Annotated in this window: 12 protein-coding genes; 3 read left to right on the top strand and 9 right to left on the bottom strand. The window is 43.0% G+C overall.

From position 1 onward, the window contains the following. Positions 1-13 precede the first annotated feature (13 nt). The 6 genes from M3P07_RS08620 to M3P07_RS08595 all read right to left on the bottom strand — a co-directional run bounded on the left by M3P07_RS08620 (position 14) and on the right by M3P07_RS08595 (position 10776). Positions 14-2449 carry an ABC transporter permease gene (locus tag M3P07_RS08620; protein ID WP_249969502.1) on the bottom strand — a complete coding sequence of 812 codons (2436 nt, stop codon included), beginning with the start codon at positions 2447-2449 and terminating at the stop codon, positions 14-16. A 21-nt stretch (positions 2450-2470) separates the two neighbouring features. Then, positions 2471-4870: an ABC transporter permease gene (locus M3P07_RS08615; protein ID WP_249969501.1), complete on the bottom strand. Its 2400-nt coding sequence runs from the start codon at positions 4868-4870 to the stop codon at positions 2471-2473. 23 nt (positions 4871-4893) lie between these two features. Further along, positions 4894-7278 (bottom strand): ABC transporter permease, encoded by a 2385-nt coding sequence (locus M3P07_RS08610; RefSeq protein WP_249969500.1) that lies wholly within the window; start codon positions 7276-7278, stop codon positions 4894-4896. Between the two features lie 94 nt (positions 7279-7372). Continuing rightward, positions 7373-8068, bottom strand: a complete 696-nt coding sequence (locus tag M3P07_RS08605; protein ID WP_249969499.1) for an ABC transporter ATP-binding protein — start codon at positions 8066-8068, stop codon at positions 7373-7375. Positions 8069-8173: 105 nt separating this feature from the next. Then, positions 8174-9424 carry an efflux RND transporter periplasmic adaptor subunit gene (locus M3P07_RS08600; protein WP_249969498.1) on the bottom strand — a complete coding sequence of 417 codons (1251 nt, stop codon included), beginning with the start codon at positions 9422-9424 and terminating at the stop codon, positions 8174-8176. Positions 9425-9432: 8 nt separating this feature from the next. Further along, on the bottom strand, positions 9433-10776 hold the full coding sequence (locus tag M3P07_RS08595) for a TolC family protein (protein WP_249969497.1): 1344 nt from the start codon (positions 10774-10776) through the stop codon (positions 9433-9435). Between the two features lie 202 nt (positions 10777-10978). Between M3P07_RS08595 and M3P07_RS08590 the strand changes: the two genes are divergently transcribed. Genes M3P07_RS08590 through M3P07_RS08580 form a run of 3 tightly spaced genes read left to right on the top strand, consistent with a single transcriptional unit; the run spans position 10979 to position 14155 of the window. Next, positions 10979-12343: a sigma-54-dependent transcriptional regulator gene (locus tag M3P07_RS08590; RefSeq protein WP_249969496.1), complete on the top strand. Its 1365-nt coding sequence runs from the start codon at positions 10979-10981 to the stop codon at positions 12341-12343. After that, on the top strand, positions 12343-13692 hold the full coding sequence (locus M3P07_RS08585) for a sensor histidine kinase (RefSeq protein WP_249969495.1): 1350 nt from the start codon (positions 12343-12345) through the stop codon (positions 13690-13692). Before M3P07_RS08590 ends, M3P07_RS08585 begins: the two co-directional genes overlap by 1 nt. Positions 13693-13702: 10 nt before the next feature. Further along, complete coding sequence (locus M3P07_RS08580; RefSeq protein WP_249969494.1) at positions 13703-14155, top strand: 3-oxoacyl-ACP synthase; 453 nt, start codon at positions 13703-13705, stop codon at positions 14153-14155. A 46-nt stretch (positions 14156-14201) separates the two neighbouring features. Here M3P07_RS08580 and arfB read toward each other — a convergent pair whose 3' ends face one another. Genes arfB through M3P07_RS08565 form a run of 3 tightly spaced genes read right to left on the bottom strand, consistent with a single transcriptional unit; the run spans position 14202 to position 17794 of the window. Next, positions 14202-14606, bottom strand: a complete 405-nt coding sequence (gene arfB / locus M3P07_RS08575; protein ID WP_249969493.1) for an alternative ribosome rescue aminoacyl-tRNA hydrolase ArfB — start codon at positions 14604-14606, stop codon at positions 14202-14204. Beyond that, positions 14569-15582, bottom strand: a complete 1014-nt coding sequence (locus tag M3P07_RS08570; protein WP_249969492.1) for a sulfate/molybdate ABC transporter ATP-binding protein — start codon at positions 15580-15582, stop codon at positions 14569-14571. The genes arfB and M3P07_RS08570 overlap by 38 nt, the downstream gene beginning before the upstream one ends. Positions 15583-15640: 58 nt before the next feature. Beyond that, entirely contained in the window at positions 15641-17794 is a 2154-nt protein-coding gene (locus M3P07_RS08565; protein WP_249969491.1) for a prolyl oligopeptidase family serine peptidase, read from the bottom strand. Between the last annotated feature and the right edge of the window lie 7 nt (positions 17795-17801).

Raw genomic sequence — 17801 nt, 5'->3', positions numbered from 1 at the left:
TTTTTCTCTTCATTTATTCCGTCCGCAAGCTTTTAACCGGATTTACAATAGCTGCCTTGATGCTCTGATAGCTTACGGTGAGCAGTGAAATTACCACGGCAACCACAGCTGCAAGCAGCAGCACCCACCATTTTACCTCAATACGGTACGAGAAGTCCTCGAGCCACTTGTTCATCGCATACCAACCAATGGGCAGGGAAATAAAAATGGCAACCCCGACAAGCTTCAAAAAGTCTGCGGACAATTTGTAGGTGATTTGGCCAACACTGGCACCCAACACCTTTCTTACCCCAATTTCCTTGGTACGTTTTTCGGCATTGAAGGCGGCCAAACCGAAGAGTCCCAAACAGGCAATTAAAATAGATAGGGTGGTAAATATGAAAAAGATGCGACCCAAACGCTGCTCTGCCTTATACGTATTATTAAAGGAATCTTCCATAAAATAATAGTCAAATGGCTGACCTGGAGCCAATCTGTTCCAGATATCCTTTACGCTGGCCAATGCCCTCTGAAAATCTGTGGTTTCCAACTTTATGGCCATGGAACCCCTATCGTCGCCCAGAAAAAGGCTTAAAGCTTCAATGTCCTCACGGAATGGGGAGAAATGAAAATCCTTAACCACTCCAATGACGGAATAGAACTTTGGATTTTCCAATCCCCAATCACTTGTGAAACGCTTCCCTAAAACTTCTTGAGGGGAAAGATCCATAGTGGCCAATGCAGATTCATTTATGATAATACTGGTGGAATCATTTTTAAATCGTCTGTCAAAATCCCGACCTGCGATCAATTCAAATCCCATGGTGTTGACGTAGTCTTGGTCCACATACCAGGTTTGCATGCTTACGGCACGTTCCTGGTCGGTAACCCCATCTTCAGGGGCAAAAGTGCTATCACTACGGGAAGAGGGAGTGGGAAAAAAACCGGTTATGGTGGCATTCTTTACAAACCCCAACTTTTTCACCTCTTCCTTGAAGGACTCTGCTTGACTACTTATTGTATACACATCGTTTACGATGAGCACCTGTTCTTTGGAGAAACCCAGATCTTTGTTTTGTATGTATTCCAACTGCTGATATACCACAAGGGTTCCAATAATCAGGAAGACGGATATCGCAAACTGGAAAATTACCAGCCCATTGCGCACTTTACTTCCGCCCAAGCTGTTACTGTTGGATCCTTTTAGCACTTTTACAGGAACAAATTTGGACATAAAGAATGCCGGGTAACTTCCTGAGAAAATACCAAGCAAAACACCAGCAGCCACAAGCCCCAACCAAAAAACAGGGCTATCGTATGGGAACGCAATGGCCTTGTCTGCCAAATCATTGAAAAAGGGCAAGGCAAAAATGGCCAGCAAAATGGCCAATAGCAATGCTCCAAATGAAACCAGTCCAGATTCGACCAAAAATTGACGGACTAGATCTAGCTTGTTGGACCCCAAAGTTTTTCGAACACCCACCTCTTTAGCTCTTTTTAGAGATTGTGCGGTGGATAGATTCATAAAATTCACACAGGCCAAAACCAAAAGGAAAATGGCTATAAAGGATAGGATATAAATACTCTGGATATCGTTGTTAGGACTTATTTCTGCAACCCGGTCCGAATTCAAATGAATATCTGTCAAGGGAATGGAATGATAGAACAGATGATTGCCAGCGGCCAAGAACTGTTCTTCCGTAATTCCCGGCATAAATTGTTGGACCCCAGGGATAACATATTTGCCCAAAAATCCACGAAGGGGTGCCTCCAAATCAGAAGCCTTGGCTGAAGGAATCAGTTTAAAAAAGGTCTGATAATTGTTGCTTCCCCAGTTTACCACCCGGGAATCCTCGTAGCCCGACATGGCCATAAACACGGAATGATCCCTTAGGAAAGAGTTTTTTGGCATGTCCTCAACCACACCGACCACGGTAAAGGTTTGGGTGTTGTTCAGTTCCAAGGTCTGCCCCACGGCTTCCTTAATTTTAAAGTGCTTTTCGGCAGCGGTTTTGGTCAATAACAAGGTATTGGGCAATTTTAAGGCGGTATTGGGATCACCCGCCAATAGTTTTAGCCCAAACATTTTAAGAAAGGTGGAATCTACAAATGTGGCTTGTTGTTCCTTCACATTCACTTCCGTCCCCGTGCGCTTGATCAGTAAGCTTCCCCTTGTCCGAAATCTTGTGGTCAGTTCTACTTCGGCAAAGTCGTTGTCCAGCGCCTCTGCCAAAGGTGCAGGGGCCACGGCAAACTTGCGATCTTCGCCACCAAATTTGATATCTGCATTTATGCGATGAATGCGATCGGCATCGGCAAATGTGGCATCGTAGCTCAGTTCATCTTGAATGTAAAGGGCAATTAGGAGAGCACCTGCAATTCCAATGGCGAGTCCGAACAAGTTTAGAAAGGTGAAAAAGGGTTGCTTTTTCAAACTTCTCCAGGCAATTTTGATATGATTTTTGAACATGACTATTCGTTTTTTGATGGGTTATTCCGTTCTTAAACTCTTGATCGGATTGGCCACGGCAGCTTTATAGCTATGCCAGCTGACCGTTAGTAATGCTATAATTAAAGTGAATGCTCCAGCAGATAAAAATACCTGCCAGCTAATAGTGGTCTTATACGCAAAGCTATTGAGCCATTTTCCCATGAAATAATATCCTAGGGGGAATGCCAATAGAAATGAAATACCAATGAGTTTTAAAAAATCTTTCGAGAGCATGGCCACAATCTGCGAAACTGTAGAACCTAATACCTTTCGTATACCGATTTCCTTGAACCTCTGTTCGGTGGAAAAGGTGACCAGACCAAAAAGCCCCAGACAGGCAACCAAAACAGTAAGTAATGCAAAAATGTTGAGCACTGTTCCCATTTTCTGTTCGGTGATATAGGTTTGATCATAAGATTCATTGAGAAGTGTGTATCCGAAGGTTTCTTTGGAATTGAAACTATTCCATAGCCTTTGGGTATCGGCGATCAAGCCTGCCATATCACTCGTTTTAGATCGCACAATAAGTCCGCCATAGGTTCGATATCGGATCAACAAAGGCTCGATGGATTGATGAAATGTGTTAAAATGAAAATCCTTGACAACACCAATTACGGTAAGCTTATTATGTCCGTCATTTATTGTCCTTCCAACAGCATCATTACCAAAACCGAATATTTTGGCATATGTTTGATTAATGATAACGTTTGTTGAATCAGCACCAAATTCCTTTGAAAAATTACGTCCTGCGACCAACTTCATACCCATGGTGGACAAATAGTTTTCATCAATATTATATTCCGGCATTCTTCTGTTTACTTCTCCGTTGAGGTAAATCAATGCCTGGTTTTTATCGGAAGGTCCAGCTGGCACAAAGGCAGATTGGGTGAGGTTAGCTACTTTAGGATTTTTAAGCAATTCATTTTTAAAAGCAGTTTGGTTGGAGCCCAAAAGATAGGAATCCCTTATGACCAAAATCTGATCTTTTTCATAGCCCAGGTTTTTATTCTGGATATAATCCATTTGTTGGTTTACAATCAGGGTGGATAGGATCAACCCCGAGGAAATTACAAACTGGAACACCACCAGGCCATTGCGGATATTTTTATTGTCGCCACTCCCAAGAAACTTAGTTTTTAATGCGGAAATGGGTTTAAAGGATGAAAGAAAAAATGCAGGATATCCTCCGGCTAAAAGACTAATAATGAAGGTCAACAAGAGTAGCGAAGACAAGAAGGAAGGTTGCAATAGGTATGTAAATTGTAATTCCTTACCAGATAGTTCATTGTAAACAGGCAAGAACAGAACTACCAATATAACAGCTAGCAGCATCGCCAAAAGAGTAGCTATGAAAGATTCCGCCAAGAATTGATATAACAATTGATTTTTGTTGGACCCCATAACCTTGCGGATGCCAACTTCCTTTGCTCTTTTGCTAGCTGCAGCAGTTGCAAGGTTCACAAAATTGGTGCAGGCAATCAACAACATAAAGAGTGCAACAACACTAAAAATGTAAACATATTTAATATCCCCCCCTTGCTCTAGTTCACTATAGGAGGAGTTGTCCGAATGCAGATGGATATCCGTAAGGGGCTGTAGCGCGAAGCCTAGTTCATTGTCTTTGGTAAATTCCTCAAAAGGCACACCCATTTCTTCTTGCATCCCGGGTCCCATATATTTCTCAATAACCTGTGGCAATTTTGCTTGTAAACCCTTATAGTTGCTTCCTTCTTGCAAAAGAAGATATGTGAAGAAATCTCCCCTGAACCATGAGTCGCTTTTAGCTTCTTCAAACCCGTTCATGGACAAAAAAATATCGAAATGGAAATGCGAGTTTTTTGGCACTTCTTCAATGATTCCGGTAACTGTTATCGGTTCTTCATGTCCTTCGACATAAAAGATTCTACCGATTGCATTTGTAGACCCGAAGAACTTTAGGGCTTCCGCCTTGGTAATAACTGCGGTATCAGGCTTTTCCAAGGGAGATTTGGAATTACCTTCAATAATGGGTAGGGTAAAGACATCAAAAAAATTGGCATCCACAAAGGCGAATCTATTTTCCCTGTACGTGTTATGTTCAACACTGATTTTTTGGGCTCCCAAATCTCTGATTCGAGTGGCATCCAATACTTCAGGGAAATCCTGTATTAATGTCTGCGCTACAGGCGCCATGACACCACCTTCTTTTATGACTTCATCCCCTATTTCGGCCCTGAAAACAATCCGAACAATTCGATCGGCATTTTCATTGAATTTATCATAGCTGATTTCATCGATTACAAAAAGTGCAATGAGTAGGCACGAAGCGATACCAAATGAGAGACCAATAATATTAATAGAAGAAATGCCCCTGTTCTTAAGGATACTTCTCCAAGCAATTTTTAAATGGTTCTTAAACATGGCTTCTCATTTTTTTATTGGTGTTACTCCGTTCTTAAACTCTTGATCGGATTGGCCACGGCAGCTTTTAAGGTCTGGTAACTTATCGTAATCAAGGTGATGATCATAATGGACAGGATGGCCAAGGCAAAAATCCACCAATGTATTTCGGTTCTATAGGTATAGCCCTGGAGCCATTGTTCCATCAAGTACCATGAGATGGGGGTTGCCAACAAACCTGCAATTAGGATCAGCCTGAAAAAATCTACGGTAAACAAGGCCAAAATGTGGGCAACACCGCTGCCCAAAACCTTGCGAATACCAATTTCTTTGGTTCGCTGACCTACATAAAACAGGATAAGGCCATAAATACCAAGGCACCCTATTAAAATGGCAAGGCCAGAGAAAACTTTGGAAAGGGAGAGATAGCGTTGTTCTTCCTCATATTGTTCGGCCACACGATCATCCAAAAAGTTGTATTCATAGATGTAACCTTTAAAGGTATCCAACCATGTGTCCTCTATTTGTGCTAAGGTCGCTGAGACCTCCTTGACGTTTATTTTTAAGGCAATTTCGTCATACCAATCACTATTTTGAGCAAAAAATATTGGACTGATTTCGTGGGTGAAATCCCCATCGTGGAAATCTTGGACCACACCTACAATCGTTGCTTTGATATATCCACCGTTGGCCTCAAATTTCTTGCCGAGCAGTTCCTCAGGATCTATTACCCCTACTTTTTTCCCAAACTGTTCGTTGACCAGTACCTCGGCAATAGAATCATTTTCAAAATAGTTTCGACCCGCAACCAAGTTAAGGTCAAAGGTGTTTATGTAATTGAGGTCCGCCAATTTAACTTGGATACCAAATTCTTCGTATTCTGGCCTGTTGTGGTACTTCACCCCGGTGCCCCATCTGTTTTCGGAACCTCCCGGACTGCTCAAACAGGCGCTTACATTCTGTACCCCAGGGATTCGCCCCATCCTTTGGGTAAGCGATTCCAATTGCACCTTGTCCAATTCCTTGGGAATGTTTACCATTACGATGGACTCTTTGTCGAAACCAAGATCCGTGTTGATGGCATAGTCTATTTGTCTAGAGATAATCAAGGTGGCTGCAATAAGGATGATGGATATGGCAAATTGGGCCACAACCAAAACCTTCCGAGTCGATGAACCACCGGTATCGTTATGATTGAGTTTTCCCTTTAAGGCCAGAACCGGGACGATGCGCGACATCAATATTCCAGGGTAACTTCCAGACAGAAAGGAAATCAGCATTAAAAGCAGGCCCACAAATGCAAAAAACCGAAGGGACAAAAGGCTGTCCAAGGACAGCTCGGTTTTAAAAAGGTCATTGAAGGCAGGCAGCGAAATTGATGCGAAAACCACGCCTATGGCCAGGGCAAAAATGCTGATCACAAAAGTTTCGGAAAGAAATTGCCAGAACAGATGATTTTTGAAACTTCCCAGCACTTTTCGAATCCCGATTTCCTTGGAACGATAAAATGCCTGGGCCGTGGAGATGTTGATGAAATTGATGCAGGCAATGGAAATAAGGAACAAGCCGATAATGCCAAAGGCCCATAAAAGGGTTGGGTCCAGTCCCCCATAGTTGGGATTAAAATGGATGTCGGACAAGGGTTGCAATTTGTATTCATGCCTATTTTTACTATTTGGCCTATGCTTTTTGGGAAGTTCCAAGAGTGCAGTTTCAATGGCACTTACATCTTGATTAGGATGTAGAAGGGCAAAACACTCCAGGCTACTGGTCATTCCGGACCAGACCTCCAAACCTGCAAAATCATCCAACTTCTTTAAGGTCTCAAAAGAGACAAAAATACCTTCCTTGATCATGGTGGCCTTGGGAAGATTCTCCAAAATACCGATGACCTCCAAGGTTTCCTGATTATCAAAAAGCATGGTTTCCCCAAGTGCGTTTGCATCGCCAAACAACTTATTGGCCATCTCTTGGGTCAAATAGGCCGTATTGGGCTCAGCCAATGTCCTGGCACCCAATTGCTCTTGCAAGGGATAGTTGAAAATTTCGAAGAAATCCGCTTCTGCAAATAGAAGGTCTTCCTTTACTTGGACCTCATTATCTGATAGTCCAACGTTCAACTGGATGTTTTCCCAGTGGGCTATTTTGGCAACTTTTTCCGCATACCCATAGTTTTCCCTAAACTCGTTCGCAAAAGCCGGAGGAACTGTCGCCTCAAATTCGACATAATCCCGGTGTTCCTCAGTTACAAATCGATAAATGCGCTCCGGGCTGGCATGAAAATTATCGAAAGAAAGATGATGGTTTAAGAACAGATAAATTAAAACACTACTGCCAAATCCTATGGCCAGACCAAGGACATTGATGGCTGTAAACACCTTGCGTTTTACAAGATTTCTCCAAGCAATTTTTAAATGGTTCTTAAACATAGTTCTCGTTTTTTGATTTTCCCTGGGCTTACGCTCGGGGCAAGTTTTGATACTGAATCAAGTTCAGCATAGATTGATGAATAAACTCCTTTCGCTATGCCATGGCACCCATAGGTTTATTTTGACTTTGGGTGACAATTTGCCCGTCGAACAGGTTGATGATCCTGTGGGCGTAGTGCGAATCGCGGTCCGAGTGGGTTACCATCACAATGGTGGTTCCCTCTTGGTTCAGTTCAGTAAGTAGGCTCATAACCTCAATCCCGTTTTTGGAATCAAGATTACCTGTTGGCTCATCCGCCAAGATCAATTTGGGATTTGTGACCACGGCACGGGCTATGGCCACCCTTTGTTGCTGCCCTCCGGACAATTGCTGCGGAAAATGCTTTTCCCTATGTGCAATTTTCATGCGCTCCAGTACCGCTTTTACTTTTTGTCTGCGCTCAGCCTTACTCATTTTTAAATAGATAAGGGGAAGCTCCACATTTTCATAAACGGTTAGCTCGTCGATCAGATTAAAACTCTGGAAGACAAAACCTAAGTTGCCTTTGCGCAACTGGGTGCGTTGACTTTCCCGTAACCCTCCCACTTGATGGCCGGCAAATTGATAGTTGCCCTCGGAGGGATTATCCAACATGCCAATGATATTTAGCAGGGTTGATTTTCCACATCCGGAAGGCCCCATGATGGCAACAAATTCCCCCTCAGCTACGTTGAGATTCACGCCATTAAGAGCCAAGGTTTCCACTTCTTCGGTTCTAAAACTTTTTTTAAGGTTCTCTATCTGTATCATTTTTTGATTGTTATCTGTTTTTCCATTTGTTTAAAGACATCTGTGCTGTATATGATGTGACACTTTATTGTTTTCTTTTTTGCTCCTCACCTTAGCGGAAGGAATCTATTTTAGGACTATTCTTTCCGCGGTTCCAAAACTGTCATAGTTGCTCGTAATAACCTGGTCCCCCGGTTGAAGCCCATCCAACACCTCAAAATATCTTGAATTTTGTTTTCCTATTCTTATATCGCGCTTCAAGGCTTCATCGCCATTGTTGTTTACCACAAACACCCATTGTCCACCGGTACTTTGGAAAAAGCCTCCTTTTGGGAGTAACAGGGCATCGCTGGAGGCCCCTAACTGTAATCGGATATTATAACTCTGCCCCGCTCGGATGGTTTCCGGTTTTTCCCCGGTGAAAACAAGATCTACATTGAACCGGCCATTGCGTACTTCCGGATAAACCTTTCGTAACCGCAACCCGAATTCCTTTCCGTTTCGTTCCAAGGAGGCGGACAATTCGCGTTTTACCCGGTCGATATAATGTTCGTCTATTTCGGCTTCAATTTTAAAGTCTGTGAGTACATTCACTTGCCCTATACGCTGCCCTTGGGAAATGTTCTGTCCAATTTCGGCATCCAAGAATCCGAGTTGGCCATCTGCAGGCGCCCTCACATTAAGGTGATCCAATCGCTCGTATACCATGGAAAGGGTTTTTTTCATTCGAGTAAGATCTGCGTCCAAGCCGGTTAAGGAAGTCGTTCGCATTTTATCATCATTTTCCGTTTGGATCTTCACGATTTCGTATTGTTTTTGAGAAAGCTCATAATTTTCTTTGGAGGTAAGATATACCTCCCTGGAAATGAGTTCATCTTGATAGAGCGCTTCGTTCTGTTCGTAGTTCCGTTTTAGCCGCTGCAGCTCATTGGACGCCGTAGCTAAAGCTCTGCGGCCATCATACTGGCGTGAATCGAAATCAAGGCGTGTCTGGCGCAGGTTATTTTCCTTTAACGCCATATTGCTTTCGCTGGAAAGAATCTGCTCGTAAAGGTTGGTGTTCTCCAGTTTTAGGATAATGTCCCCCTTTTTCACCATCGTTCCTTCCTCAATCAGCTTTTCGGAAACCCTCCCGCCTTCGTAGGCATCCATATATATGGTAGCGATGGGAGCTACGTTGCCATTAATGGTAATATAATCGTCAAATTTGCCTTCGTTCACTTGGGCTATGGTGAGCCGTTCCTTTTCTGTTCGATATGTGGAAACGGAATTGGAGAAAACCAACTTCCACAAAACAAATAAGAGCAAGAGACCTATGCCAATGTAGCCATAGTGTTTTGGTCGAAGTCCTTTCTTTTTTTCAAGTTGTATATCCATGTTCCTTTTTAATTGATGTTAAATATGGGAAGGCCGTTGTAAAAGTCAATCGTGCTTTTGTTCACTTTTAACCGAAGGCCTACCTGTAGGTTTTCATTTTGCGCCACACCGAATAAATTCTTCGCCTGAAAAAGGTCTAGCGCATTGATCAATCCTTTTTCATAGCGTTTTTGTGCAATGGCAAAGGCCAATTCTTGTGCCTGTACCCGTTTATTGCTTTGTTCAAACTCCGCCAATAGGGCATTGTGCGTTTGAACCAATTGTTGAATGAGCTGAAACAGCTCCTGCTCTTGTATTTTCAAATTGTTCTTGGCTTGTAGGTAGGCAATCTTCTGTTGCTTTACCCGAGATCGGTTGGACCAACCATTACTTATCGGAATACTAAGTTCAGCCCCGACAAATTTTGAAGTGTTGTCCTTGATCTGCGTTCTAAAAGGAATAAGGTTACCATCGTTGTCCACATTGGTTTCAAAATAACTGGTTCCGTATCCCGCCAACAAGGAAAGGGAGGGAAACAGAAACCCACGGGTGGATTGCAATTGCTTTTTGGCCGCCTGCATTCTAAATTCCTGTGATTTTACCAGGGGAACAAAACCTCTGGCAGAGGTATATAGGGAATCCACCAAAACCTCCTCGGTCAAAGCGTTTTCAATCAGGGGGTCAATGGTAGGCTCCAACACTATTTCTTCTGTTTCGGCATAGTTCATTTCCTGAATTAAAACGAGTTTGGCATTGGCCAACAAGTTTTGATTTTGAGTTACCAACAACTTATCGCCCAACAAATTGGATTCTGCTTCGTACAGGTCGGCCCCGGCCATTAGGCCGAGATCCACTTGTTTGTTGACCAAATCGTAGTTCGATTGGGAAATCTCCTGTTGTTCCAACGAATTGGCCACCAACCCTTCGAAGAACTTTATGTCGTAATAGGCCCGCATGACCCTGAATGCCAAAAGAAATTTTTGTTGTTGGACATCTTCCTGGGCTGCCTTGTAAATAAACTTGCTGGCTTTGATGGCATTCAATTTTTGAAAACCACGGAACACATCCAAGTTGGCATTGAGGGCATAATTGTTTCTAAAAAACTCTGTATTTACAAAGTCGTTGGTGTTTGGATCTTCCGATCTACCAAATTGGATTCTATAGTCGGCAAAACCATTGACGTTTGGCAAAAGGTCCCTAACGGATTGACGATAGCTCTCGCGACTGGAACTTTCTGTATAGGATGTGTTCCGTACTTGAAGGTTATGCTCTATGGCATAGGAAACACATTCGTCCAAAGACCAAACATTTTGGCTAAGACCGGTTGCTGAAACCAGAAGAAAAAGAAGGATAATATGGAATTTTATGGTCATTTTTAATATACTGTGCCAAAATGGTTGCTATTCTTGTGCCAAAACAGCAATGATTTGAAAATCAACGGTATAGACAATTTTTTAATTATTGATTTATATAAAGGTGTAAAATTTTTGTACAAAATTTGTCCAAATATTTTACACTCATTGGAATTTCCCGTTGTCAAATTGTAGTTTAGTACCAAAGCCATAAATCCAACTCATGGTAGATGCCAAAATCTTAGTGATTGACGATAACAAAAGTGTATTGAGCGCACTGGAGATACTCTTACAGTTTGAATATAAGAGTGTGGAGACGCTTTTTAATCCCAATCAAATTTCGTCCTATCCCAATATGGAACAGCTAGACATTGTTCTTTTGGACATGAATTTTTCCGCTGGGGTAAACACCGGAAATGAAGGGCTGTACTGGCTCAATGAAATAAAAAAGAAATCCCCAGACACTTCCGTGATCATGATGACCGCCTATGGCGCGGTTGATCTTGCTGTTAAAGCATTAAAGCAAGGAGCCTCCGACTTTGTATTGAAACCTTGGAACAATGAACGCTTGTTGACTACGGTAAAGTCTGCCTACGAATTGCGAAAGTCCAAATTGGAAATCCATCAACTTAAACAAAAAGAGAACAAGCTTAAGCAGGTTATCAACGAGGACAAGAATTTTATAATTGGCAATTCGAAGGCCTTGAACGAAGTTTTGAATTTGGTTCGCAAAGTGGCCAAGACCGATGTAAATGTGCTGATTACAGGGGAAAATGGTACCGGAAAAGAACTAATAGCTAGAGAGTTGCATAGACTTTCAGTCAGAAAAAATGAACTTTTTATTGGAGTGGATATGGGTTCCATTGCAGAAAATTTGTTCGAAAGCGAACTCTTTGGCCATACCAAAGGCTCCTTCACCGATGCCAAGGAGGATCGGGCCGGTAAATTTGAAGCTGCCCATAAGGGCACTCTTTTTCTTGATGAAATGGGAAACCTTTCCCTCCAAATGCAGGCTAAGCTATTGTCTGCCATCCAGAATAAGTCTGTGGTTCGATTGGGAAGTAACCGAACCATTGCCGTGGATATTCGGTTGATTAGCGCAACCAATTGTAATCTGGAGCAAATGGTGGAAGAAGGTCTGTTTCGGGAAGATTTGCTCTATCGTATAAATACCATTAACATAGAGGTTCCACCCCTTCGGGAACGCGAAGGCGATATTTTGGTACTAGCGGATTTCTTTCTCAAAAAATTTGCATCAAAATATGATAAGCCAGGACTCCGAATGAACAATTTGGCGCAAGAGAAATTGATGGATTATCCTTGGCCCGGAAATGTGAGGGAATTGCAGCACACCATGGAACGGGCCGTAATTCTGTCCGAAGGAAACGTCCTGAAACCCACAGACTTTTTGCTCCACTCCAAAACTTCCCAATCCTTTGAGAATAGCCCGGCAACTTTGGATGAGATGGAGCAACAAATGATCGCAAAGGCCTTGGAGCAGCATGACGGTAATTATAGCGCAGCAGCAGAACAATTGGGAGTTTCCCGGCAGACGTTGTACAACAAAATCAAGAAAAAGAACAAATAATGGCCAGTCGTAACTTTTACATTCAATTGATCTTCAACGTGCTGCTGATTGCATTGACTGCCCTGTTGATGGCATGGTCCGTGGTACAGGAATGGTATTTTACCTTTGGAATATCCCTGGTTCTTTTAGTGTCACAGGTCTATGCCTTGATTCGGTTTGTAAATCGGACAAATCGTAAGATTGCCTATTTTTTTGACGCCATTCGCAACGAGGATTTTACACTTAGATTCCCGGAACGGGTCAACATAAAGTCTTTTAAGGAACTCAACCAAAGCTTGAATAGGGTCAACGGTCTAATTCAGGAAGTCCATCTGCAATTGCAGATTAGGGAACAGTACTATCAAGAAATTTTGAAACAGGCCAGCATAGGGATCATGACCTTTAATGAAAAAGGACATATCCTTTTTTCCAATCCTACCTTGGAAAACTTACTAAACTACAAACCGTTGAATCATATTAAACAACTGGCACAGATTGATGAAAACCTCTATGAGGTCATAAAGGCCTTTAAACCTTTTGAAAGGCGTTTGTTTCAGTTGAGCAATGAGCGTGAGCAATACCAGTTGGCCCTTAAATCCACTCCGCTCAACTTGGATGGTCAGTCCTTATTGCTGGTTGTGGTGCAAGATATTAGGCAGGAATTGGATGAAAAGGAAACGGAGTCCTGGGTGCGTTTGATAAGAGTGCTCACGCACGAGATCATGAATACCATAACCCCTATCGCTTCAATCTCCGATTCCATTAGTAAGTACTATAGGAAAGGAGGGCAGATGGTAGCCTTGGAAGATTTGGACCAAACCCAGATTAAAAATACGCTGAAAGGTTTGGAAGTCATTAAAGAACAGGGTGGCAATCTTATGGAATTTGTCCAGTCCTATAGAAGTCTGTTGAACGTGCCAGAGCCCAATAGGGCCATCGTAAGAGCCATGGACCTCTTGGAGAAAATCAATGTGTTGATGGCAAGCAGAACGGAAGACAGTCCAGGGAGTTTCAAAATAATTTGCGAGCCAAGCGAACTGGAATTGTTTATCGATGAAAAACAAATCTCCCAAGTTTTGATCAATTTGTGCAAAAACGCCCTTCAGTCCGTCAAGGGCAATACTGATGGCAAGGTTTTATTGATTGCTGGGCAGGAAGAAAAAACCAAATTCATTGAAGTTGTGGATAATGGCCCGGGTATACCCCCGGATTTGATCGACGAGATATTTGTTCCTTTTTTCACCACGAAATCCGAGGGCACCGGAATAGGATTAAGTCTTTCAAAAAGGGTGATGCAACTGCACGGAGGTAGTTTGAAGGTGCTTTCCGTTCCCAACCAAAAGACTGTTTTTCGATTGACTTTTGCCTAAGTTATAACCTATGGAACCAAAGGAACTATTGCTCAAATTTTGTTGGGGTTTCATCCAACAAAAAAAGGAAACGCTCAGTAAAAGAAGAGCACTCTTGCAAGAGTCGTTGGATTCTGAATCCAAAAGCAGTGCTGGTGACAAACATGAGACCGGAAGGGCAATGGTCCAGTTGGAACAAGAAAAATTGGGACAACAGCAAATGGAGCTTGATAAGATGCAAAAGGTTCTGCAGCAGGTAAATTTGGATGCTCCAACGTCGAAGGTCGGTTTGGGAAACTTGGTACAGACCTCTTCGGCCAGTTATTTTATAGCCATTTCTGCGGGAGTTGGCAAAACCGATGGTTTTGGCCCCGTATACTGTATCTCAGCCGGTACCCCCATAGCAAAACTACTGTTGGGCAAATCCCAAGGAGATACTTTTCTGTTCAAGGGAAAGGAACATGACATTCTTCAAGTGCTGTGAAATTTGACAGTCCCTGTACATGTTTAGTAAATGAAAAGCTTTCAGCTTAATCCCATTTGGGCTTCTGCCGATCTGTTTTTTTACGCGAATCCAATTTTTTGGATTTCAATCTTTTTTCCACGGATGATTTTGACGGTTTGGTCGGTCTTCTTTTTTTAGGAACGTGAAGTCCGTTCTTCAGTAGGGCAAAGAATCGTTCTACAACCAAGGCCTTGTTTTTGTGTTGACTCCTGCTCTCGCCGCATTGCAAAACCAACATTCCCTCCTTGGTCAACCTCGACCCTAATTTGGTCAACAACCGTTCTTTTTCATGTTCGGTAAGCGCAACGGAATCCTTAATAGAAAAGACAAGCTCAACTTTGGAGGACACCTTGTTTACATGTTGGCCTCCGGCTCCGCTACTGCGTATGGCCTTAAATTGAAGTTCCCTTCTTATCTGCTCCTTGTTCAACCTGTAATCTGTTATTGATGGTTTCCAAAGATACATTAAGGAAAACTGTGTCCCCTGGTTTGAGTTTTTTTGGGGCATTAAAGTACAGCATGTTCCCTTCCTGTACCTCCTCACTTTCAATAAGGTAATGGCTTCCCTTAAAAAAGGAATTTTTGACCGTTACCTCCAATCCAGACTTCTTGGACATTTGAAATTCATGTGGATAAACGAGGACCGATCTGTTTATTTCGGCATAGGACTTCAATAATCTAATAGGGACTTCATTGACTTCACCAAAAAGGGAGGCGGTATAATAGTTGGGCGGATTTCGGAACATCTTTTTTGTACGCTGATGGGAAAGCATTCGCCCGTTTTCCAGAATTAAGGTGTTGTCCGCAAAGGGAAGCACATCATTGGGATCATGACTGGCAGTAATAACCGTGATGCCCTTTTCCCTTAAATAAGAAAATAGGTTTCGGCGCAGGGAGTTGCGTTTAAAGTTGTCAATGTGCCCAAAGGGTTCATCCAATAACAACAGTTCGGGTTCTTGGGCCAAAACACGGGCAAGGGCAACGCGCTGTTGCTGTCCGCCGCTTAGATTTTTCACTTTTACGTTTGCATAATCCTCCAATTCTATCAACATCAACAGTTCAAGAATGCGCTGGGCATGGGTTTCCTGTTCAAAAACGGACAGATACTGCCCCACATTTTCTTCTACTGTGGTGTAGGGCATTAGGTCAAAATCCTGGGAGAGGTACTTCATATAAGGTTCACCCGGCACTAAATTGAAATTGGGACCCAATGCCTCCTGCTTTCCCCAAAAAACGGAACCTTGTTCCACATGAAGGATTCCGTAGACAATTTTTAGAAGCGTGCTTTTTCCGGACCCGCTCTCACCCATCAAGGCCAAATGTTCCCCCTTTTCCACCTGGAACGAGATACCCTCCAAAATGGCTTGGTTTTGATAGCTGAAAGTATCTATTTGGACGTTGAGCATGGGGATAAAAGTAAAAATCCGTCTCTATAGAAACGGATTTATGCCTTGTTACGGTATTCTAATCTTTAAATTCTTTTAGCACGGCCTGGTTGGGGAGCTCGTCATATCCCATATTGAAAAGGGTAAATCCAAAGATATCTGCATATTGCTCTATGGTTTTACTAACAGGTGTGCCAGCGCCATGGCCAGCATTCTCTTCAATTCTGATCAAGGTTGGATTATCCCCATTTTGTTTTTCCTGAAGCTCTGCTGCAAACTTAAAACTATGTGCGGGAACCACGCGGTCATCATGATCGGCCGTGGTTACCAAAGTGGCCGGGTATGCTGTTCCTTCCTTAATATTGTGTAAGGGTGAATAGTTTTTAAGGTAGCTGAACATTGCCTCACTTTCTTCGGAAGTACCATAATCATAGGCCCATCCAGCACCGGCGGTAAATGTATGGTAGCGGAGCATATCCAAAACGCCAACTGCTGGAAGTGCCACTTGCATCAGGTCGGGTCGTTGGGTCATGGTAGCACCTACCAAAAGCCCACCATTGGAGCCGCCTCGAATGGCAAGGTATTCCTTGGAAGTATATTGCTCGGTAATGAGATATTCTGCTGCGGCAATAAAATCGTCGAACACATTTTGTTTTTGTTGTTTCGTTCCGGCAATATGCCATTCTTTCCCATATTCACCACCACCTCTAAGGTTGGGTACGGCATATACCCCTCCTTGTTCCATCCAAATGGCGTTGCCAATACTAAAGTAGGGGGTAAGGCTCACATTGAATCCACCATAGCCGTATAATATCGTAGGATTTTTGCCATTGAGCTCCAGACCTTTCTTATAGGTAATGATCATGGGCACTTTTGTGCCATCTTTGGACGTATAAAAAACTTGGGTGGATTCGTAATCATTGGGATCAAAATCAATTTCAGGCTCCCAATACTGGGTATATTCCCCGGTTTCAACATTGTAGCGAAAAGAAGAACTGGGAGTGTTGTAATTGGTGAAGGAAAAATAAAATTCCTTTTCTTCTTTTTTTCCGCCAAAACCATTGGCACTTCCCACGCCAGGGAGTTTAACCTCCCTGATCAGCTTGCCCTCATAATCGTACTGAAGCACCTTGGAAATGGCATCCACCATGTATTCGGCGAAGAAATATCCTCCTCCAGTGCCAGCAGTCAACACATTTTTGGTTTCAGGGATTAGGTCGGTCCAATGCTCAGGTGTAGGGTTCGCGGCATCCACGACCACCACTTTTTTGTTGGGCGCATTCCTATTGGTGACCAAGAACAGTTTGGACCCTTCATTATCTATCACGTAGGTATCGGATTCTGTGTCATCCAAAATAGTCACCAAAGGATTCTCCAATGATGAAAGGTCTTTTATATAAAGCTTGTTCCCCGAGGTCGAGGTGGAGGCGGTTATGATCAGGTACTTCCCATCTTCCGAAACATAGCCATATACGTACCGGTGTTTTTCTTCAGCTGTTCCACCGAAAACAACCTTGTCCTCCGACTGGGGGGTGCCCAGTTGGTGGTAATATAATTTGTGCTGATCTGTTTTTGCAGAAAGTTCGCTGCCTTTGGGTTTGTCATAACTGGAATAGAAAAATCCTTCGTTCCCTTTCCAGGAAATTCCGCTGAATTTAATATCCACCAAGGTGTCTTCTACGATTTCCTTGTGTTCAGGATCAATAACGATACCCTTTCTCCAGTCGCTGCCCGCTTCAGAAATTAGGTAAGCCGCTTTGGAACCATCTTTCGTAAAACTAAGCGAGGTTAGGGAGGTAGTCCCATCCTCGGAGAACCTATTGGGATCCAAAAACACTTCTTCTTCTTCGCCCTCCTTTTTTCTGTAGACTACACTTTGGTCTTGAAGCCCATTGTTTTTGTAAAAATAGGTATAGCTGCCCTCCTTAAATGGGGAGCCCACTTTTTCATAGTTCCACAACTTTTCGAGACGGTTTTTAAGGTCTTCCCGGAACGGTATCTTATCCAAATAACCGAAGGTTACGGCATTCTGCTTCTTTACCCAGGCCTCTGTTTCCTGGCTTCGGTCATCTTCAAGCCAACGATAGGGATCTTGGATCTGTGTTCCAAAATAGGTGTCCACAGTATCCACTTTTTTGGTGTTCGGATAGGTCACGGCGATAGGTTCTCTTTGGGGTGTGTTTTGACATGCTGCCATTGCGATTACAACAGTTAATAGACAGATTTTTTTCATTTTTTAT

The sequence above is a fragment of the Flagellimonas myxillae genome, assembly GCF_023502235.1.
GTDB lineage: Bacteria > Bacteroidota > Bacteroidia > Flavobacteriales > Flavobacteriaceae > Flagellimonas > Flagellimonas myxillae.
This window is presented reverse-complemented; position numbering and strand designations above follow the sequence as displayed.